Consider the following 21,232-nt stretch of genomic DNA (forward strand, 5'->3'; position numbering starts at 1 on the left):
GGTGGCCTTAAAAGGGCAGAAACCAGATAAGTGAAATAGTGCCTTCCCGAAACTTTGCATTACTGCTGCCTCGGCCGGGAAAACGCGTTCCGCTGTAGTTGCTGTACTGCACGGACAGCGATCCGGGCGTATACCCTGCGTAGCCAAAGCTGTAGCTGTAATCGCCGTTCCACGGCTGCTGCTGTTCGGATTTGGGATACCAGAAGGCGGTGGCGCGAATAAAAAAGTGTTGTTTAAAGGTGTAACCGCAGCCGCCCAGGCCAACCTGTTTATTGGCGCGTAAATCATTGTCGGCCAGGGAATAGTAACGCGGCACCCAGCTGTAGCCGATCTGACAGGTCAGCGCGTCGCCTTTATTAATCAGTAGATGTTTTTGCCAGGATTCGGGCAGCGAAAATTTGTAGGCGAAAGTAAAGGCGCCCTGTTCAAAATAGGTATGTCGGGTCGTGCCGGAGGTAAACAGGTAGTTATCGCCATAATTGCTGTAGACCAGGCTGAACGTGTTGGGATGCCAGTCATCGTAACCGAAACTGTAGCGAAAATTAGTGCTGTAACGGCTGAAATCAGACACGGGCGCACGCAGAGTAACGTTGCCAAACCAGTAGCTGTAAGGGGAATACTGCAGGCTCAGGTTTAACAACTGATTAACTTTTTTCTTTTGTCGGGCAGATTCGGAACCATTTGGAATGGTCAACCGCTGTTCTTTCAACCCGCTGGAAAAACTCAGCGCGCTGGAAAATTTATCCTTATTACCTGAAAACAGACGTCCCCAGCGGTTGGTAAAAACGGCTGCCTGAACCGGTTCGCCATTCGCATCGGAAGTCTCGCTGGCGGACGACGCAGCCTGAGCAACAGGCGTTACAGTACTGCAGATAAACATCCACGTCAGATATCGGTTACGCGCTCTTCTCCCGCTATAAAACATGCTGTTTTCCTTCTTTTAATTAGGGATAAAGCGACCACCAATCTCTTTTTTCGCCATCCACCACAGCAGGCCCAGCGCGCCAAGATGGATAAAGGTGTTACGTAACCAGGCCTGATGCCAGAGATCAAAATGAACAAACTGGCTGACCGCCAGCACCACGAAAACGTGCACGATAAAGGTGTAAAGCGAGTGTTGACCCAGCGGGATTAAAAACCAGCCAAACAGACGTTCCAACGGTCGCCAGCAAAACGTCATAACCAGATAGACTAATAAAATCAGGCAAAAGTCGTTTAATACCCGGCACGGCCCGAGCGCATTTTTAGCGGCAAGATGGCGATAAAACCAGTTGAAATCGGCTGGCGGTATTACCTGCATCAACAGGGAAGGCGGCATAAACGGATTGGTATGGTTTTGGGCGATAAACATTAACACCAGCGCATAAATCACCATTATGCTCATCACGATATAGCCGCCAGGCGTATGGGCCAGCGACATGAGTTCATCTTTGTACCAGCCACAGCACATCCCGCACACAAAAATAAGTTGCCAGGCAAGCAAAGGGAAAGCGAATTCAAATTCTGCCACCGTCAACCGCGTCGGCCAGAGCTGATAGCTGATATAGCCCGCCAGTGAAGCCAGGAGTAGCCAGACGACGCGTCGTCCCTGCAGCAAAGCAAGAAAAAGCGGACTGATCAGCAGCAGACAGATATAAAGGCCCAGGATTTGCGTCTGATGCGGCCCGATTTGCAGATAAAGAATAATGTTAAACCAGGTTTCTTTAATCTGTGGCGTGGTGGGGAAAAGCGCCCAAACGGTTCCGGAATAGCGATCGACAAAGTGCGTGACTTCAAACGTATTTACAAAGCTCAGTTTATTCAACGCCAGCATCAGCAGAATAATAATCACATTGACCAGATAAATTTTTCCGGCGCGGCGCCACAGCGTCCAGCTTACGGTCAGCAACACCTCTTTTTGCAAACGCTGGCGGTTTAGCATCCCCAGCATAAAGCCGGACAAAATGACAAATCCTTCGGCACCGGTCGTCAGACCAAAGCGCTCCCAGGTGAAGATATTGACCAACGACAGAATTTCAGTATGGGCCACGACCATCATCACCAGAGCAATCCCGCGCAGCATATCAATACGCAGATCGCGCTTTCCCGGTATGGCATAACGCCAGGCGCGCCAGTCGACTGCTGCTCTCTTCGGAACGGAAACGGAATCCACCATTATTCATTACCATAATTGATATCAAGCGAAGCGCAATGATAAGAAGAGTGCTTCTCTGCCAGGTAAATGAAAGTGTAGACACGTTACAGTTTAAGTCACGATACGGGCTTAAAAATAAAAAAATAGTTATAAATCTTATGATAACAGCGAGTTGACGCCATTTCTGGGTTCCATTTTCTTTACATATCTTGCAATAGCCTTTGCACAAACTATGATTCAGTTAACAACAACTTAAGTAAACACCTTCATATCCCTTACTTGTTTTTATTTCATCAGGTGAAAAAGCTTGCTATGGCCCTATCAGACAGAGACTGGATGCCAATGGATCACTATTTTTCACGTTTTGAACATCGCCGCCCGCCAGCCCCCCTTTCCACGCCAAAATGGATAGTGAAGACCTGGCAGATCCTGGCCGTCGCCGGGCTTATTTTGGGCGCTAACTACATCCGCTGGCGGTGGATGGAATCCCTGAATACCGATGCGTTATGGTATGCCGTGCCGCTGGCTATGGCGGAGACTTTCGCCTGGTTCGGCACGCTGCTGTTTACTATCAATATCTGGCAGGAGAAGGATCCGCCTTGTCCCGCAGCGCCAGACGATATCAACCAGTGCCTGCTGCCTGAGGATCGGGGCGACGCGCGTCCGCCAAAAGTGGATCTCTTTATCGCAACCTATTCAGAGGATCCGGAGCTGGTCAGGCTGTCGATTCAGGACGCGTTAAAAATGCGCTACCCGACCACCCTGACGTTAAAAATTCATGTCCTTGATGATGGAAGGCGGCCTGAAATGCGCGCGGTTTGCGAGCAGGAAGGCGTGAACTACATCTCGCGCGAAAATAATATTGGTTTTAAAGCGGGCAATATTCGTAACGGCATGGAGCAAACCGACGGCGATTTTCTGGTGATTTGTGATGCTGATACGCGGGTATTCCCTACATTGTTGGCTAATACGCTGGGCTACTTTCGCGATCCGGATGTGGCCTGGGTGCAGACGCCGCAATGGTTCTACGATCTGCCTGAAGGTGAACGCTTCGCCAGCTGGCTGCGCCGCCACGCTGGCTTGCCGGGTTACCTGCTTGGCCGCCTGACCGAGGGCGTGTTCGGCCCCCTGACCGTAGGCAGCGATCCTTTTTTCAACGACCCACGCATGTTTTATGATGTGATCCTGCGGCGTCGCAACTGGGCCAATGCCGCATTCTGCTGCGGCGCGGCTTCCGTTCATCGTCGTGAAGCGGTCATGCAGGCCGCGCTGCGTAGCTACGTGTTTACTGTTGAAGAAGAGATTGCCCGCTACACGCGCGATATTAGTGATGAAGAAACGCGAGCGGCGTTAAGCACGGCGATGCGCCCTCACGTAATTAATGATACCGAACTGACGCCCTATAAATTCCACGTGTCTGAGGATATTTATACTTCTATCGTGCTGCATGGCGATGCGGGACGCCGCTGGCGGTCGGTGATGCATCCTGGTATTGAATCCAAAATGCTTTCTCCGCAGGATCTTTTAACCTGGATGATCCAGCGTTTTAAATATGCCGCTGGCTCGCTCGATATTTTATTTCACGATAAGATTTTCAGCCGTCGTCGCTTTAAGTTGAGCCTGGGACAAACCCTGATGTACGGCACTACTTTTTGGTCTTACCTTGCCTGTATCTGGAATACCATTTTTCTGATTTCTCCACTGATTTATCTTTTTACCGGCATTCCGCCGGTCTCAGCTTATTCCACCCCCTTTTATCTGCATTTCCTGCCCTTTTTTATCGTGTCTGAGCTGGCCTTTATGTTTGGGACCTGGGGAATTTCCGCCTGGGATGGCCGTTCGTCTTATCTGGCTTTTTTCTCCGTCAATCTGCGGGCGCTGAGCACGGTATTGCGCGGGGAAAAAATTAAATTTCACGTCACGCCTAAGGAACGGCAATCCGGGCGTTTTCTTTATCTGGTTAAACCCCAGTTAGCGATTGCCGCTCTGACTCTGCTGGGTCTGATTTGGGGAGGGATCCAGGTTGCACGCGGCAATATTGATGACCCTTCCGGCTACGTCATTAACATCTTCTGGGGCACGGTTAATATCGCCGCCATGATGCCGATGATCATGGCGGCAATGTGGACGCCGCCCGCTACGCAGGAGGCTGAAGCCGCATGAGTCTGAAAGCCGGTATTCTCAGCGCCCGCAGCTATTTGACCATCCTGATTGGCTTTCTAATCGGTTTCGCCATTGTGCTGTGGGTCGAAAAACAGATGCCTGCTCGTGTGGAAACCACCGATGGCATCACGCTGAGCAAAAGCTTTCCTCCTCTTCCGCAGCCACGGGAACTGACCTTTGATGAAGCCTTGTGGGCGCGTATCGCCTGGCAATATTTTGTCAATAACAGCCAGGCTAACGGCCTGGTTAACGCCGAAGAAAACAGGGCGTGGCTGAGCCTGTGGAGCACCGGCAGCTATCTGCTGGCCACGATTGCCGCGCATAAATTACACATTATTTCTGCCGCCGAATTTGACGACCGTATCAGCTCCGCGCTCGGCGCGCTCGGTGCACTGCCGCTTTTGCCGGAAGGGTTGCCCGCAGCCTTTTACCATGCCGACACGCTGCAACCTGTCGCCTCGCCTGTGCAGGCCGCCGGTTCGGCTATTGATATGGGCCGTCTTCTGATGCCGTTGCAGATCCTGCTCTGGCGCTATCCGCAACACGCTCTGGAAGTCAACCAGCTCCTGGCCAAATGGCAGCTTGCGGCGCTATTACAGAGCAGCGGGCCGCAAGGTGCCAGCCTGCCGCTTAACCGCTGGGTTATTCGTACTGACGATCCGCGAGGCAGCTACGGCTATCGACTTTATGCAGGCAGCGTGCTGCGACTGATCAATGCTACCGCCGGGCTGGCCGTTACCCAGCCGCCGGATGGCCTGAAAATGATAGAGATAGAAGGCCATGCGGTGCCGGATGAAGGCCTGCGAACGCCCTGGGGGAAACAGCCTTCTCTGATCAGTATGCCTTACTTACTTAGCGGGCTGGAACAGGGGTTTGACGCGCGCAGCGGAGAGATAACCTGGCGCCTGATGCAGATCCTCCAGCAGCGTACCGGTAAGCCCGCCGGGAAAGGCGAAATCAATATGGATTATGCTGAACAAGCGCCCGATTTTGCTGGCGCCCTGCCCGGCACCCAGCCGATCCCTCTGCAGGACGAAAACGACAATGCCAGTGAATCATTGACTACTCGCGCGCTGACCTCGACCCGCACCGCGTTTGCCTGGTATGCCTTGTTCCGCAATCAGTGGAGTGAAGCGCTTCGGCAGCAGATGCTGCCCATGATCGAACCGGGAAAAGGCTGGAAAGCGGGTTTCAACGTGGACGGTAGCGTTAATCCTGTGATTGAGGCAGACACCAATGCCATGGTGCTGGAAAGCCTTTCTTATATTGCCTATGGCCAACTGCTTTGTCTGAGCTGCTCAACGCCAACTTCAGCCGCCAAAAGCCCGCAACAAGGAGTGACTTTGGAATGAGATCATTATCGCTTCGTCAATCCGGCCTGCGCGCCCTGTTGATGGTTCTTATGCTTACCGCCCCCGTGCTACAGGCCGCTGTCAGCCTGCCCGCCTCGGATTACAACATCCGTCATGGCGAATTGACGCCGCGAGAAATGAACGTAGCGAAAAATGCCTGGGCTTATTTTGTCGCTAACTATCAGCCCACTACCGGCCTGGTGAATGCGGTAAATAAATACCCTTCCACAACCATGTGGGACAGCGCCTCCTATCTGGCTGCGCTGACCGCGGCAAGAGAACTGGGCATTATCGACAAAGCGGAATTCGACCGACGTTTTTTACAGTTTATGGCCACGATAAACAAGCTGGCGCTGTTTCAAAATCAGGTGCCTAACAAAGTGTACAACACCATTACCGGTCAAAAAGTAAACTACCTGAACAAGCCGGGAGAGATTGGGTTTTCCGCTATTGATATCGGCAGGATGCTGCTCTGGATGAAGATCATTAAAGAGCGCTACCCGGAACATGCTAACAATATCGACAACGTAGTGCTGGGCTGGGATTTTACCCACGTGGTTGATGACTGCGGCACGCTGTATGGCGCCTATATGAATAAGGATAAGCAGACGCAGTACGTGCAGGAAGGCCGTCTGGGCTATGAAGAATATGCGGCGGCAGGCTATCAGCTGTGGGGCTTTACCACCTGTCAGGCCAGTCGGCCGGAGCCTTATGCCCTGGCGGATATTTATTGCGTGCTGGTGCCCTATGATTCACGCGATCCGCGCTTAACGAATCAGCATAATTATGTGGTGACTGAGTCCTATTTGCTGCACGGCCTGGAAATGGGCTGGGACAACAGCGACGACCGCGAAAATAGTCCGAATAATTTCAGCCATCCCTGGATGAAAAATTTCGCCGATCGCGTTTACCAGGCGCAGGAAAATCGCTACATGATCACCGGCACGCTGACCGCCCGCTCTGAACACCAGCTCGATAAAGCGCCCTACTTCGTTTACGACACCGTTTACAGCGACGGTTACAACTGGAACACCATTACGGATAAAGGGCAGTATGTGCCAAACGTGGCGGCCGTCTCGCTGAAGGCGGCGCTTGGCATGTGGGTACTATGGGATTCGCCTTATACCGATCGTTTACTGGATGCCATTGAAAACGCTCAGGAACAAGGCAAAGGCTACTATGAAGGCCTGTATGAAAATGGCGACGGGCCTATTAAGGAATTTACCGCCAATAACAACGGCATCATGCTGGAAGCACTGCTTTTCAAAAAAGAAGGCAAGCTGCTGCGCTTTAACAGTAACGATCCTCGCAAAAGCGACTATGCGCCATCCATCTGGGAAAAGCGTCTGGTAGACAACTTTGAAGACAACAATACCCGACGCAACCGTCCTTTTCTTAACGTCACGCCGGGCATCAAAAACTGGTGTGAGCAAAGCGGAACTGCCGTGCGCACCGCCCCATCCTGTCGCGCCTGTAAATGCGCGAGTTGTAACAGCCAGACGCCTGTCAAATTACCGCCGGTAGCGACCTCATGCCTAAGACAGTAATGCGTGTTGCTGTCGTACTGCTGGCGATCGTCATCGGTACGGTCTGGATGTTGAGACGCCATGACGCCGCAGGCTGGCACTGGCTGGTAAACGGCGGCTGGCATACCACTGCGCGGCTCGGCAAGCTCGGCCCGGAAGAGCAACGCTGGGCGGCGATAGCCTGGCGCTACGTTGAAAACAACACCCAGGCTAACACCGGTCTGGTTAACGGCAGTGATAAGCGCCCGGTGATCAGCCTGTGGCAAATGGGCGATCTGCTTATTGCACTAACCGCAGCCCGTCAGCTTGATTTGATCGACGATGTCGCTTTCGACCGCCGCCTGACGCTGCTGCTCGGTACGCTCAACCGCCTGCCGTTGACCTCTGCCAAACTGCCTAATCTGCTCTACAACACGCAGAATATCAGTATGGTCGGCTACGGCAATACGCCACAGGTGATCGGTTGGTCATCCCGAGATATCGCCCGGCTGATGATGGCGCTGCGTATCGTTGCCGCCTTTCATCCGCAATACAGCGAATACCTGGAGCGCGTGATATTACGCTGGGATTTTTGTCGTATTGTTGATAACCAGGGCCAGCTTTATGCAGGACAGATGCAGGATCAGAAGCTGGTAACCCGGGCGGAAGGCCGACTTGGCGACAGTGAATACAGCGCTGCCGGGCTGGGGCTGTGGGGGTTTGCAAACCAGCAATCGCTGAGGCCGCCGGCGCAACACGTCATTATTGACGGCCTGGCGCTGGATATTGATGCGCGCGATCCCCGCACAACCTGGACTCCGTCCGCTATCACCACCACGCCCTATGTGCTGAGCGGCATTGAATATGGCTGGGAGCTGCCGGGGGCCGACCGCGACATTATCAGGCTACTGCGCCAGCGCGCCAGCAATGTCTATCGCGTACAGGAAATGCGCTGGCAAAAAGAGAAAATACTCACGGCGCGCAGCGACTTTGCTCTCTCTGCGCCTCCCTGGCACGTCAACGACACCATTTTTGCCAACGGTTACGCCTGGAATACGCTTGCTGACGACGGTAAATGGCTGCCCCGGCTGGCTCAGGTTTCCACACGGGCCGTTTTTGGCCTCTGGGCGTTATGGGATACGCCTTTTACCAATGCGTTAATGAATATGGCGCGGTTACAAAACGATCCGGCGCGCGGTTGGTTCGAGGGCCGTGTTGAAGCCACCGGCGACTACAACCGCGCGATTACGCTTTCCACCAATGCAATGGTGCTGGAGGCCCTGTTTTTCAAAAGCAACATGGCTCCGCTGCTCCGTAACGGCGAAATTACCGCGCAAAGCTATTTCCGACAGCAGCTGCGCGATCCGTTTACCGCTCCCCAGCGCTGCTTCCCGGCGGTTTCAGCCAGGGCTGACGCCGCTGATTAGGAGAGACTATGCCTGACATTCAGTTACCTCAAGCGCTCGATTCACTGCGCGCCGCTGTCCTGACCTATGACGCAAACGAGCGGCTGACCGCCTACAACAAGCAGGTTGTACGTTTTTATCCCGGTATAGAAAACTGCATCTGCGTAGGCATGACGTTGACGGAAATAGCGCAATCTTTTGTCGCCTCCGCCTATATGACAGAAAACGATCAGCGTAAAAAGGCGATGGTGGAGAATCTGGTGAGCTGCTGTCGGCTTGATAACCACAGTGAAATGCGCCGTATAGGCAACCGGAAAGTCTTCGTGCAGCACAACCGCACTTCGGATGGCGGTATTGTCAGTCTGCATATTGATATGTCCGGCTTTGAGTTTATTAACGAATCACGCAAGCAGCTTAATGAAGATTTCGTGCTGGCGGCAGAGTCGACTCAAATTGGCATCTGGGACTGGCAGCAGGATAAGGATCTTTTACAGGTCAACGATGCCCTGTTAAACATGCTTGGCTATCCACGCGAAACCTGGCATTACAGCGCCAGCTTCCTCGACCCTTTGCTGCATCCTGACGATCGGGAATCCCTGTTGCAGCTTTTTATCAGCGCCAACAACGATCGGCTGCCGATATTTGAAAGAGAAATCCGCCTGCTGCACAGCGATGGTGAGTATCGCTGGATGCTGCTGTCTGGTCAGGTCGCCAGCGTGACGGTGGAAGGCGGTACGGCACGGGTCATCGGTACGCTTCAGGATATTACCAAGCGTAAAGAAGCGGAGCAGCTCTCTTTGCAGGCCGTCGCCGCTGCGCGGGCAGCCAACGAAGCAAAGAGCGCCTTTCTGGCAAACATGAGCCACGAAATCCGCACGCCGATGAACGGCATTCTGGGTATGACGCAGCTCTGTCTGGATAACCCGCTGACCGAAGAGCAGCGGGAATATATGACGCTGGTTTATCACTCTGCCCATACGCTGCTGCGCGTCATTAACGATATTCTTGACTACTCGAAAATCGAAGCGGGCAAAATTGAACTGGATGAGGAAGAGTTCGAGGTACGGCCCTTTTTGCAGACGTTAATGCGTCCGCTCCTGCCTGCGGCTTCGGAAAAACATATAGAGCTGCTGATAAAGGTCGCGCCGGAAGTGCCTGCCAGACTGCTCACGGATACCGTCCGCCTGCGGCAGATATTAACGAACCTGGTCAGCAATGCCCTGAAATTTACCCACGCAGGCGAAGTAGAGCTGTCGGTTAGCCTGGACGTTCGGGCGCACTGTTTGCGCTTTCAGGTACGTGATACCGGCATTGGCATTCCCGAAGAAAAGCAGCAGATTATTTTTGAGTCTTTTAGCCAGGCCGATACCTCTACCACGCGAAAATATGGCGGTACGGGACTGGGGCTGACTATTTCAGCGCGGCTGGTAGAGATGCTGGGTGGCGCGCTCAAAGTCAAAAGCGAACCCGGTAAGGGCAGCATATTCAGCTTTAGCCTGCCGGTTCCCGTACAGCATACGGTCGATCTCCTGAAAACCTCGCCGCCTTTGGCCAGCGTCGCCGTATTGGTGATTGACGATAACGCCACTAACCGACACTTAATGAGCGATATGCTGCGTAATATGGGGCTGAAGCCGACGCTGGCCGAAAGCGCCGATGCGGCCCTGTCGTTGCTGCTGCAGGATCCTGATTTCCCGCTTATTCTGCTGGATGCGCAAATGCCGGTTAAAGACGGCATGACGCTGGCGCAGGAAATTAAAGCGATGCCGGCGTTGGCGCACTGTCAGATAATCATGCTAAGTTCGATGAGCCGCTATATGGACGCCGAGCAGATGAAGCGCATTGGGGTAACGCATTTTCTCAGCAAGCCGGTGGATCAGCGGGAGCTGTATGAAGCCATCCTGAGCGTGCTACAGCTACAGCCGGCCTCTCTTGCTGCGCCCTCGCCCGCTGCGCCGCTGGCGGTTCCCCGTGGGGCGGCGCTACGCATTTTGCTGGCTGAAGATAATTTAGTGAATCAAAAGCTGGCGACGCATTTTCTTACCCGTCTGGGTCATGAGTTCGCGGTTGCCAACAACGGTATTGAGGCGCTGGAGCTGCTGGATACTACCCACTGGGATCTTATCCTGATGGATTTGCAAATGCCGGAGATGGACGGCGAGCACGCTACCCGCTTAATCCGCGAACGCGAGGCGCGAAATCCTGCCCGGCCGCATCAACGTATTATTGCCATGACCGCACACGCCATGAAAGGCGACGAAGAGTTTTGTCTGACGCACGGCTTTGATGGCTATATCGCTAAGCCGGTGAGCATGGAAATTATCCAGAATGAAATAAGCCGGGTAATGGCGCTGCCGCTAAAAGAAAAGGAGCCTGAAGCGGCCCCCGACCGGCAAACGCTGATTGAGCAGCTGGGTATTGATGACGCGCTGCTGAATGAACTTTTAACGCTCTTCGCCACCGAGCTTCCTGAAAATGTCGCCCGGTTAAAAGAGGCGTTGGCCAGCGAGGATCGCGATCGCGTGCGGCGCATGTCGCACAAACTGCGTGGCGAAGCTTCGGCATTCCGCTTTCATACGCTCACCGTGCTGCTTCAGCAGATCGAGACGGCAGCAGGCCAGGAGGCACCGCTGGACGGCGCCGCTTATACCGCATCCTTAACACAGGCTGTGGACGTGGTTATGCGTCAGTTGGACGACTTGCAGGAGGCTTTATGATCCGTAGCATCATCGCGCTGGTTTTCACTTTCTCCTCTGCCGCCGCCGTGGCGGCGGAAGCGCCGCAGGCCTGGTCATTAGGAGGGCTGTGGCGCGTGCATGACGGCAACGATCTCCATTTTCCAGGGTGGCGCGGCAGCGATAAAAATTGGCGGCAGCTGCGTGTGCCGGCCAACTGGTATAGCGCAGGTTGGGATCACCAGGGCGCGCTCTGGTATCGCACCGAGTTTTCCGTGCCGACGCTGCCGGCCGGTCGGCTGGCTACGCTGGAGTTTGATGGCGTCGATTACTACGCAGATGTCTGGTTCAATGGTCATCAGCGTCTCCGTCATGAGGGGTATTTCCAGCGTTTTGCCGTGGACGTAACCCGGGATATGCGGCGTTACAACAAGCTGGCCGTACGCGTCGACAGTCCTTTTGAAGATCCCAAAACAAACTGGCCGCTACGCAAAAACCTGATGAAAGGCGTCTTAAACCAGCACGATTCAAGACCCGGCGGCGCCTGGTCGCCCCAGGGACAGGATGCCAACTCCGGTGGGGTCTGGGCGCCAGTGCGGCTGCGCCTCAGCCGTGACGTGGCTATTGATAATCTGATACTACGGCCCGACTGGTCGCAGGGGCTGGCGCACCCTCAACTGCGGGCGGAAATCGTTTACCGCGCGCCGGCGGAAAAAACGGCTGAGCTGGTGTTGGCTGCCCGTCCTGATAATTTTTCCGGTAAAAATTTCCAGCTACGACAATCGGTCACCCTACAGGCTACCGGTGATGCCAGCCAGCGAGTCAGCCTGCTGTTACCCATGCCAGAGGCGCGTCTCTGGTGGCCAATCGGCTATGGCAAACCGCACCTTTATCAGGTCAGCGCAACCTTACGCGATGCGGCAGGCGTGCTCGATCGGCGCAGCAGCAGAACAGGGTTGCGTCAGGTCGTTGAACAGCCCGACAACCGTGGCTGGCTGGTTAACGGACAGCGAGTATTTATCCGGGGCACCAACTATATCGGTTCGCCCTGGCTGAGCACTATGACAAAGCAGCGTTATCACCGCGATTTCGACCTGGTCAAAAAAATGAATGCAAACGCTATCCGCGTGCATGGTCATGTCGCCGGACGCCCGCTTTATCAGGCTGCAGACGAGCAGGGGATAATGATCTGGCAAGATGTGCCGCTCCAGTGGGGCTACAACGACAGCAAAGAATTTGCCGACAATGCCGTACGGCAAACGCAGGAGATGATGGAACAGTTCGGTAATGCGCCGTCTGTTGTGGTCTGGGGAGGCCAGAACGAGCCGCCGTTTGATTCCCCCTGGATGGAAAAACGTTTTCCGGACTGGCATAAAGAACTTAACCGCAATCTGATGCAGCGCGTAGCCGATACCCTGGCCAAAGACGATACTCGTATCGTACATCCTTTCTCTGCCGTTGAAGAACATTACTGGGCCGGATGGTATTTCGGCACGCTTGATAAGCTGCTTGAACCTGCGAAAACGGCAACTATCACCGAGTTCGGTGCGCAGGCCCTGCCAAAATTTTCTACGTTTAAAACTATTATTCCCCGGCGCGACTGGTGGCCAGCCACCACGCAGCCTGGCGATCCAAAGTGGACCAGCTGGAAATACCATAATTTTCAGCCTATCCAGACTTTTAAAAATGCCGGTCTTTCGCGCGGGAATAGCATTCCGGATTTTATTGCCAACACGCAGCAGTATCAGGCTCAGCTGGTAGCGATAGCGGCAGAAAGCTACCGTCGCCAACGCTTTCAGCCAGTAACGGCGCTATTCCAGTTTATGTTTGTCGAAACCTGGCCATCCATTAACTGGGGTATTGTTGATTACCTCCGTCACCCTAAGGCGGGTTATTTCGCGCTGCAGCGCGCCTATCAACCACTGCTGCCTTCAATCGATCCCGTGACCACACAATGGAAACAGGGACAGGCCGGGAAAGTGAATCTCTGGGTCATTAACGATCTGCCCACAAGCCATTCCGGCAGCCAGCTGGTTTGGCAGATACGTCAGGGCCGAAACGTGCTGGCGGAAGGGAAAAAAGCGGTAGAGATCGAGCCTGATTCAGGAATAAAGGTAGTGGAGCTTCAGGTGATGCCGACAGGCACGCTACCGTTAACTATTCACAGTAAAATCATTAGCTCCGGTGGAAAAAAACTCGCTGAAAATCGGCTGACGCTGCAGACCGTCCCTGAAAAAGAGTGACGGCAAGAGGCGCTTTTTTACAGCCGTAGCGGCGTTATTTGTGGCGGGCAGCAAGTGTGGGCCGTATCTGGTTTCGTCTGAAAACGCCTACACTTATTGATTCCGCTATGAACCGATCCTGCTGGAGGAGAATCCGTGAAGGTTATTCATCTTAACTGTGGCTGTATGTGTCCCGTTGGCGGCGCGCTTTATGACGGTTTCAGCAAAGGCATCCGGGCGCATCTTGCCTGCCATTGCCTGCTTATCGAAACGGAAAACAGCGGGCTGGTGCTGGTTGATACCGGATTCGGTACGGAAGATATGCGCGCGCCCGGCAGCCGCTTAGCCACTTTTTTCCGCGTGATGAACAATATTCAGCGCAAACCCTCTCTGACAGCGCTGTCGCAAATCCTGGCGCTGGGCTACCAGGCCTCGGACGTTCGCCATATCGTGCTGACCCATCTGGACTTTGACCATGCCGGTGGGCTGACCGATTTTCCGCAGGCGCAAATCCATCTGATGCAGCGGGAAATCGATACTTCCCGGCAGCGCGACAGCTGGCTGGCCCGTTCCCGTTATCGGCCTGGCCAGTGGAGCGGCGTTTCAGGCTGGACGGGTTATCACGCATCCGGTGAAAAGTGGTTTGGCTTTGATGCCGTCACCGGTTTAAAAGGCCTGCCGCCGGAAATATTGCTGATCCCTTTGCCTGGTCATACGCAAGGCCATGCGGGAATAGCGGTGCAGACCGATACCGGCTGGCTGCTGCACGGCGGCGATGCGTGGTTTTATCAGCGCGAGCTTGAGCATCCGCGCCACTGTACGCCGGGGTTGCGGTTTTATCAGTGGTTTATGGCCGCCGATAACGACGTCAGACGCGTTAATCAGCAGCGCCTGCGCGAGCTGGCCCGCCATCACTCTGCGGAAATCAGTTTGTTTTGCAGCCATGATTTCCGCGAGCTGGAGCGGATGATCGCCGGAGGCTCGCCGCCTGACCAAAACCGATAAGCTTTCCGGGCTTTCCCCTGCAAGGGGCTACCTTATGCACTTTTCACCAGGCCAGCGCTGATGGAAGCCGTTATTTTCCTGTAATCCCCATTTTTTTCATTCTGGAAAGCAAGGTAGTCCGTTTCAGCCCCAGACGAACCGCCGCACCGCGCGGCCCGGCGACGACGCCGTTGGTTTCTTTTAATACCTGAATAATGCGCTCGCGTTCATCTTCCCCGCTTAGCGGTGGGGCCGAGGATTCCGCCGCCAGGCTGGGCACATCGGCGATCGGCAGCGGATAATTCAGCTCAGGAAGCTGTAAATCCAGCACGCTGCCGCGCGTCAGCAGCACCGCACGCTCAATCACGTTTTCCAGCTCACGCACGTTGCCCGGCCACGGCATACGGCTGAGCAACCTCAACGTTTCTGCCGGAATGCTGTCGATAGTCCGCTTCATACGGCGGGAAATTTTATAGGTCAGGAACTTCACCAGCTGCGGAATATCCTCCGGACGTTCGCGCAGCGGCGGGATCACAATGGGGAAGACGTTTAACCGATAATAGAGATCGCTACGGAAAGCCCTGTCGGCCACCATCTGGCTCAGATCGCGGTTAGTCGCCGCGATTATCCGCACGTTTACGGAAATTTGCTTGCTTCCGCCGACCCGTTCAAATTCCTGCTCCTGGAGGATCCGCAACAGCTTGGGCTGCAGTTCTAAAGGAATTTCACCCACCTCGTCCAGAAACAGCGTCCCCTGATCGGCCAGCTCAAAACGGCCCATACGCTGAGCCGTCGCGCCGGTGAACGCGCCTTTCTCATGGCCAAACAGCTCGCTTTCCATCAGGCCGGCGGGCATTGCCGCACAGTTCATCTTTACCATGCGTTTGTCACGCCGATCGCCCAGGTTATGTATCGCCCTGGCAATCAGCTCTTTGCCCGTGCCGGTTTCACCAAGGATCAATACAGAACAGTCACTTTTCGCCACAATTTCGACCTGTTTCAGCACTTTTGACATACTGGCGCTTCGCCCAACGATATCGCTGAAATCGGGATTGTGGCTGTTGATCTGCTCGGTCAGATAAAGATTTTCATGCTGTAGCTTCTCCTTCAGGCTCTTGATCTCCTGATAGGCCAGCGCGTTATCTACCGCGATGCCGATACGCTCCGCAATCTGCTGCAACACCCTCAGGTTGGCGGGCGTAAAGTTGTCGGGCTGCGTCTTGGCCAGTTTCAGCACGCCCAGCGTTTTGTCTTTAAAACGCAGCGGCAGAATACATAACGTTTTGACCTGATTAGGCCACAGCTGCTGAAACAGGGCGTTTTGCACCTTCTCCTGCCCTTTTGCGGGCGGCACGTTGACGAGCAGGCTTTCACCGCTTTTCATCACCTGCTCTTCCAGCGTGCCGACCAGCGTGATGCGGGACTGTTCACGCTCCGCGACGTGCGCCTCTATATAGTGAGTGGTGTAAACATTTGCCTGCTCGCTCGTTTTATCCACGTCGCACAGTACGATGCTGATGGCGTTGATATGAAAAAAGTGGTGGATCGTTTTGGCAATTTCACCGGTCAGTTCATCCAGATCCAGGCGGGAAATGACTGCGTTAGTAATATCGACCAAAAGACGAAAATCATCCCGTTCATGACGCAACAGCGACTGCTGTAGCTGGGCATTCTCATGCAGCTGGATCTGTTCAACCGCCACGGCAGCCAGCAGGCACAGCTCATTCAGCGCCTTTTTATCTTCAACAGTAAACGCCTGGCCGTTCTGACGCATAAATTCGCAGCCGCCCAGCACGCCGGACGGCCCTGTTAGCGGCACCAGGCAGTAGTCGGTAAACGGCGGATAAAGATCCAGCGCGGCCAGCTGCGGATAATGCCGATGCAGCGCTTCACCACGCCAGACCTGCGTGCTTGCCGTTTTACGCAGTGAATGCACCGGGCCGCTTGCCAGCAGCGTCTCATCCTCATACACAATCGGCTGATGCATCGCATCGGTGCCGTAAAAATGGACGCGGGCATTGTTGCCGAACAGCAGCAGCGTGACGGCTTCTGCCATATTCACGCGCTGTACCACCTGGGTCAGGGCTTGCAACAGCGAGCTCATGGTTTGCTGCCGCAGCAGGGTTCGCGTCAGCGTCAACAATCCTTCTTGTTTGGTGTTGCTTAGAGTGGCAGTTTGCATAGCTTTACCCTGGATAACCTCTGATAAGAAAGAGAATTGCGCAAAGAAAGTCAGATCCGATACGCTTTTATTAAGGTCAACAAATGCGCGGCAAAGGCTCTGCATGGGGTAACATCAGCTGGCGCGAAACCCCCAGCGCGCCGCGTAAGCAGACCTGCGGATTTGCCGTCATCTCGCCGATAGTGACCGCATCCGCGCCCAGTGGATGATTGCGCAACACGCTCAGCACCTGCTGCTCTGCCCGGGCGGAAACCGCCAGCACCAGCTTGCCTTCGTTAGCGAAATTCAGCGCCTCCAGCCCCAGCAGCTCACAAATCCCTCTTACCGCAGGCTTTACCGGCAGGGCATTTTCCTCTATTGAGACACCCAGCCCGCTGGCCCCGGCGAACTCATGCAGGACTGCATTGACGCCGCCGCGCGTGGCGTCGCGCAGCGCGTGCACGCCGGGCAGCAAACGCAGCGGCGCAATCAGGGGAGCTAACACCGCACAGTCGCTCTGCACGTCCAAATCCATTCCCAACTGCTCGCGCAGATTCAGAATAGTGGCGCCATGGTCGCCAAGCGTACCGCTCACCAGGATCTTGTCTCCTGGCTGAACGGTGCTGGCCGCCCATTTCACCGCCGTTGGGATCGCACCGATCCCTGCCGTGTTAATAAAGATCTTATCGGCTGCGCCACGCTGAACTACCTTGGTATCACCGGTAACGATAGCGATGCCAGCCTGCTGCGCGGTCTGCGCCATGGCACTGACGATGCTCTGCAAATCGTCAAGCGGCAGGCCCTCTTCCAGGATAAAACCACAGGAGAGGTAAGTGGGTATGGCGCCGCAGACCGCCAGATCGTTCGCTGTACCGCAGACCGCCAGCTTGCCGATATTGCCGCCAGGAAAGAAAATGGGATCGATAACATAGCTGTCGGTGGAAAAAGCCAGCCGGTCGCCCTGACGGGTAAAATCGGCCAGCGACAGCCGGGCGCCGTCTTCCCGCTCGTTAAGCCAGGGATTATCAAACGCCTGCAGAAACATCCGTTCAATCATCTGCTGCATGGCGCGGCCGCCGCTGCCGTGCGCCATCGTTACGGTTTGTGCCGTCATTCGGTTACCCTCGTAGCTGCCCCTGGCGGAACTTCCGCCGGGGTTTCCTGGTGCCGATACTGGTACCAGGCGGCGCAGGCGCCTTCGGAAGAAACCATCAGCGCACCAAAGGCGTTATGCGGCGTGCAGGCGGTACCGAACAGCGGGCACTGGTGCGGTTTACAACGTCCTGTGAGCACATCGCCACAGCGCGCCTGGGGATGATCGGCGACGGCGTATGTGCCCGGTGTAAAGCGCCGTTCGGCGTCAAAACCGGCATAGGCTTCGGTCAGCGAAATAGCGGATGCCTCAATCAGCCCCAGTCCGCGCCACTCGCTGCTGCCGGCAAGCTGAAAGACTTCCCGTATCGCCCGCTGCGCCAGCAGGTTCCCCTCTTCCGGCACCACGCGTCGATATTGGTTTTCTGTTTTACAGCCTGACTCGCACACCTGCTCCACCAGCATCAGGACGCTTTGCAGTATATCCAGCGGCTCAAACCCACTGACCACCAGCGGCTTGCCAAATTGCTGATGGATAAACCGGTATGGTGCGGTTCCGGTGATCATGGTGACGTGGCCGGGCGCCAGAAACGCGTCAATTCGTACATCTTCCTGCTGCAGCAGGCTGCGTAAGGTGGGCATCAGGCTAATATGCTGACAAAACACGCTGAAATTGCCGAGCCGCTGCCGCTTTGCCTGTTGCAGCGTAACGGCAGTAACCGGCATGGTGGTTTCAAAGCCCAGCGCAAAAAAGACCACCTGCCGCCGGGGATTTTCCCGCGCCAGCTTAAGCGCATCGAGCGGCGAGTAAACCACGCGGACGTCCGCGCCGCGCTCGCGGGCCTGTAACAGCGAGCCTTGCTTGCCCGGCACGCGCAGCGCATCGCCAAAGGTACAAAAAATGACGTCTGGCCGGGCGGCAATCTCACAGCAGGCATCGATTCTGCCCATAGGCAGCACGCAGACCGGACAGCCCGGCCCGTGGATAAACTCCAGCGGTGGCGGCAGCAGCTTATCCAGGCCGAATTTAAAAATGGCATGGGTATGCCCGCCGCACACCTCCATTATCCGCATCGGTTTTTCTGCGGTAAAAGGCAGCCGCGTCGCCTGCTGGTTAAGCCGTTCAAGCAGCTTCTTCGCCAGCGCCGGATCGCGAAACTCATCAACAAAACGCATATTTTACCTCTCACCCGCCAGGAACAGCGCCACGTCGGCTTCCAGCTCTTCCATGGCATGAAGGGCGGCCAGCGTCTCCTGCGCTTCCTGCTCGTTCAGCCGGGCCAGCGCAAAACCCACGTGGATCAGCACCCAGCTTCCGAGCAAGGCCTCGCGGTTATCGCCACAGACCAGGGCGATATTGACTTCGCGACGCAGGCCGCAGACCTCAGCCCAGGCATGATCGCTGTGCTGTTCATGCAGCGCGACAATCTGCCCCGGAATGCCTATGCACATTGCTGTTGCTCCAGCCATGCCAGCCAGCGCGCCATGCCTTCTCCGGTGGTGGCCGACAGCTGAATGACGTCAATCTGTGGATTGACCAGCCGCGCGTTAGCGATACAGGCTTCAACGTCAAAATTCAGGTAAGGCAGCAGGTCGATTTTATTCAGGATCATCAGGCGCGACGCTGCGAACATATGGGGATATTTCAGCGGCTTGTCTTCCCCTTCCGTGACCGACAGTACCGCCACTTTGCAATGCTCCCCAAGATCGAAACTGGCCGGGCACACCAGATTGCCGACGTTTTCGATAAACAGCAGGCTGTGGTTTTCAGGAGCCAGCTGATGTACCGCCTGATGCACCATTTGCGCATCCAGGTGACAGCCTTTGCCGGTGTTGACCTGAATTGCCGGGACGCCGGTCGCGCGGATGCGCTCGGCATCGTTAGCGGTTTGCTGATCGCCCTCGATAACGGCGCACGCTTGCAGCGGCGCAAGGCGCAGCAGAGTGTTCGTCAGCAGGGTTGTTTTACCCGAACCGGGGCTGGAAACCAGATTCAGCGCCAGAATGGACGCGGCGGCAAAATGCTCGCGATTATGCGCGGCGATGTGGTTATTTTTTGCCAGGACTTCGGTTTCTATATCGACCAGACGGCGCGGCGCATAAGGCAGCCCATGGGCGCGCTCCTGATAGCTGTGAGCATGGCCGCCGTGGTGATGGCAATGGCCGCCGCCATCGTGAGAATGCAAGGCGTCGCCGCTCACGCCTTCAATATGAAGCTCGCCGCTGGCACAGCCGCAGGTACTGCACATAATTTTCTCCCCGGGCGCTGGCCCGCTATTCAATTTCGATACGTTTAATTTTCATGCCGTCATCCGCAATCACCCGCAGACGACGTCCGCCACAGTCCGGGCAGAGCAGCACGCCCGCCATCAATAAGGTGATATCGCGCTGGCAGTCGTGACACCAGCTGACCGCCGCTGGCGTATCAAGATGCAGATCGCAGCCTTCCGCCAGCGTTTGCCGACAGGCCAGGTCGAAACAGAAGCGCAGCGCTTCGGGCTCGACACAGGAAAACGCGCCGACTTCCAACCATACGGAGGTAATACGTCGGGCATGATGACGCAGGGCAAACTGCTGCATTATTTCTACGGCGTTTTGACACAAAGTAATTTCGTGCATTGCCTTTCTCCTCGGATGCTGAGGAGTAATTTGCAATATCAATGCCAGCTTTTTTCGACACGGCGTTTATGCCTTATCGATATGGCCAGAGCCGGAAAGAAACGCGTATTTAACTGACCGTCAGATATGACGAAATGACATGTCTTTGACATCGACAGCGCTAAATAATCGGGCAAAGAGATTACCGCCAATCGCCTTTAAATTGATGAACTACAAAGTGTTTTAGAATATTTTCATGACCTGGCACACTTTATGCCATTAGGTTCTCAGCAATCCTGTTTCGTTGGCGTAATAGCAATGTCGAAACGGTATCCTGTTCACCTTAACCCGTGGTAATGCTTATGAGCTCCCTTAGCGAACTGGCCGACCAGGCTGAGTATATCGCCAGTAAAAACAACCAGTTGAAAGCGCACTGGCGTACCTATCAGAACGCGCTGACGCAGGCCGTAGCCCTTTCCAGTCACAACATTAATCATGAATTCACCTGCAGCAACGAGCGCGGCATCCATTTTGTCTTATTTAACCATTTTATTATCAGCATCCATTTGCAGGCTGACTTTTACAGTCAGCAAATCGTCTACAGCCTTAATATGGCGCAGCCAGGTGAGCCGGAAGATTTTCAGGCCTTTTCCCGGGCGACATTAACCGAAGACGGCCGTATTGATAACGCTGTTGATATTCACGACAGGCAGGCCGTGCTTGATCACTACCTGAATAAAATAGCCGCTATTTATCAGTGTATTTATGACGCTATTCATAGCAGCACCCCAATCCATCCGCAGTTGGAAAAGTTAATTAAAGCCTTTTAACAGGCCAGCCATTATCCCCTGGAATAGATCTGATGGCCTGCACAGGGGCAGTAATGACGACATAAATGACGAAACTCTGTTTTCAACGTCAATTTCGTCACTTTTGACGA

Annotated in this window: 16 protein-coding genes; 8 read left to right on the top strand and 8 right to left on the bottom strand. The window is 54.9% G+C overall.

Translation table 11 applies throughout. The features are described 5' to 3' along the window. Positions 1 to 7: 7 nt before the first annotated feature. Entirely contained in the window at positions 8 to 880 is an 873-nt protein-coding gene (locus ACMGEE_RS14600) for a hypothetical protein (protein WP_436830311.1), read from the bottom strand. A gap of 60 nt (positions 881 to 940) precedes the next feature. Further along, entirely contained in the window at positions 941 to 2,155 is a 1,215-nt protein-coding gene (gene opgC / locus ACMGEE_RS14605; protein WP_125289050.1) for an OpgC domain-containing protein, read from the bottom strand. A 321-nt stretch (positions 2,156 to 2,476) separates the two neighbouring features. Here opgC and ACMGEE_RS14610 point away from each other — a divergent pair, with 321 nt between their 5' ends. From ACMGEE_RS14610 to ACMGEE_RS14640, 7 genes are all read left to right on the top strand, one after another. Further along, complete coding sequence (locus tag ACMGEE_RS14610; RefSeq protein ID WP_436830312.1) at positions 2,477 to 4,297, top strand: glycosyltransferase family 2 protein; 1,821 nt, start codon at positions 2,477 to 2,479, stop codon at positions 4,295 to 4,297. Then, positions 4,294 to 5,649 (top strand): DUF3131 domain-containing protein, encoded by a 1,356-nt coding sequence (locus tag ACMGEE_RS14615; protein ID WP_436830261.1) that lies wholly within the window; start codon positions 4,294 to 4,296, stop codon positions 5,647 to 5,649. The genes ACMGEE_RS14610 and ACMGEE_RS14615 overlap by 4 nt, the downstream gene beginning before the upstream one ends. A gap of 41 nt (positions 5,650 to 5,690) precedes the next feature. Continuing rightward, positions 5,691 to 7,196, top strand: a complete 1,506-nt coding sequence (locus ACMGEE_RS14620; protein ID WP_436830313.1) for a DUF3131 domain-containing protein — start codon at positions 5,691 to 5,693, stop codon at positions 7,194 to 7,196. Beyond that, positions 7,181 to 8,581 carry a DUF3131 domain-containing protein gene (locus ACMGEE_RS14625; protein WP_436830262.1) on the top strand — a complete coding sequence of 467 codons (1,401 nt, stop codon included), beginning with the start codon at positions 7,181 to 7,183 and terminating at the stop codon, positions 8,579 to 8,581. Before ACMGEE_RS14620 ends, ACMGEE_RS14625 begins: the two co-directional genes overlap by 16 nt. Before the next feature lie 8 nt (positions 8,582 to 8,589). Continuing rightward, a complete protein-coding gene (locus tag ACMGEE_RS14630) occupies positions 8,590 to 11,277 on the top strand; it encodes a response regulator (RefSeq protein ID WP_436830263.1) in 2,688 nt (895 codons plus the stop codon). Next, positions 11,274 to 13,478: a glycoside hydrolase family 2 protein gene (locus ACMGEE_RS14635; protein WP_436830264.1), complete on the top strand. Its 2,205-nt coding sequence runs from the start codon at positions 11,274 to 11,276 to the stop codon at positions 13,476 to 13,478. Before ACMGEE_RS14630 ends, ACMGEE_RS14635 begins: the two co-directional genes overlap by 4 nt. Before the next feature lie 135 nt (positions 13,479 to 13,613). Then, on the top strand, positions 13,614 to 14,462 hold the full coding sequence (locus ACMGEE_RS14640; protein ID WP_301251390.1) for an MBL fold metallo-hydrolase: 849 nt from the start codon (positions 13,614 to 13,616) through the stop codon (positions 14,460 to 14,462). A gap of 70 nt (positions 14,463 to 14,532) precedes the next feature. Here ACMGEE_RS14640 and flhA read toward each other — a convergent pair whose 3' ends face one another. The 6 genes from flhA to hypA all read right to left on the bottom strand — a co-directional run bounded on the left by flhA (position 14,533) and on the right by hypA (position 20,313). Continuing rightward, a complete protein-coding gene (flhA, locus tag ACMGEE_RS14645; protein ID WP_436830265.1) occupies positions 14,533 to 16,623 on the bottom strand; it encodes a formate hydrogenlyase transcriptional activator FlhA in 2,091 nt (696 codons plus the stop codon). A 76-nt stretch (positions 16,624 to 16,699) separates the two neighbouring features. After that, positions 16,700 to 17,716, bottom strand: a complete 1,017-nt coding sequence (gene hypE, locus ACMGEE_RS14650; protein ID WP_253455223.1) for a hydrogenase expression/formation protein HypE — start codon at positions 17,714 to 17,716, stop codon at positions 16,700 to 16,702. Further along, a complete protein-coding gene (gene hypD / locus ACMGEE_RS14655; RefSeq protein WP_253455224.1) occupies positions 17,713 to 18,870 on the bottom strand; it encodes a hydrogenase formation protein HypD in 1,158 nt (385 codons plus the stop codon). Before hypD ends, hypE begins: the two co-directional genes overlap by 4 nt. A gap of 3 nt (positions 18,871 to 18,873) precedes the next feature. Continuing rightward, positions 18,874 to 19,146, bottom strand: coding sequence for a HypC/HybG/HupF family hydrogenase formation chaperone (hypC, locus tag ACMGEE_RS14660; protein ID WP_253455225.1), 273 nt, complete (start codon positions 19,144 to 19,146; stop codon positions 18,874 to 18,876). Continuing rightward, entirely contained in the window at positions 19,137 to 19,943 is an 807-nt protein-coding gene (hypB, locus tag ACMGEE_RS14665) for a hydrogenase nickel incorporation protein HypB (protein WP_436830266.1), read from the bottom strand. Before hypB ends, hypC begins: the two co-directional genes overlap by 10 nt. 25 nt (positions 19,944 to 19,968) lie before the next feature. Continuing rightward, positions 19,969 to 20,313 carry a hydrogenase maturation nickel metallochaperone HypA gene (hypA, locus tag ACMGEE_RS14670; protein ID WP_253455227.1) on the bottom strand — a complete coding sequence of 115 codons (345 nt, stop codon included), beginning with the start codon at positions 20,311 to 20,313 and terminating at the stop codon, positions 19,969 to 19,971. A 341-nt stretch (positions 20,314 to 20,654) separates the two neighbouring features. Here hypA and ACMGEE_RS14675 point away from each other — a divergent pair, with 341 nt between their 5' ends. Next, the gene (locus ACMGEE_RS14675) at positions 20,655 to 21,122 is read left to right on the top strand and encodes a formate hydrogenlyase regulator HycA (RefSeq protein WP_253455228.1); all 468 of its coding nucleotides are present in this window, start codon (positions 20,655 to 20,657) and stop codon (positions 21,120 to 21,122) included. Positions 21,123 to 21,232: the final 110 nt, after the last annotated feature.

Source organism: Erwinia artemisiae, from assembly GCF_051400835.1.
Lineage (GTDB): Bacteria > Pseudomonadota > Gammaproteobacteria > Enterobacterales > Enterobacteriaceae > Erwinia > Erwinia aeris.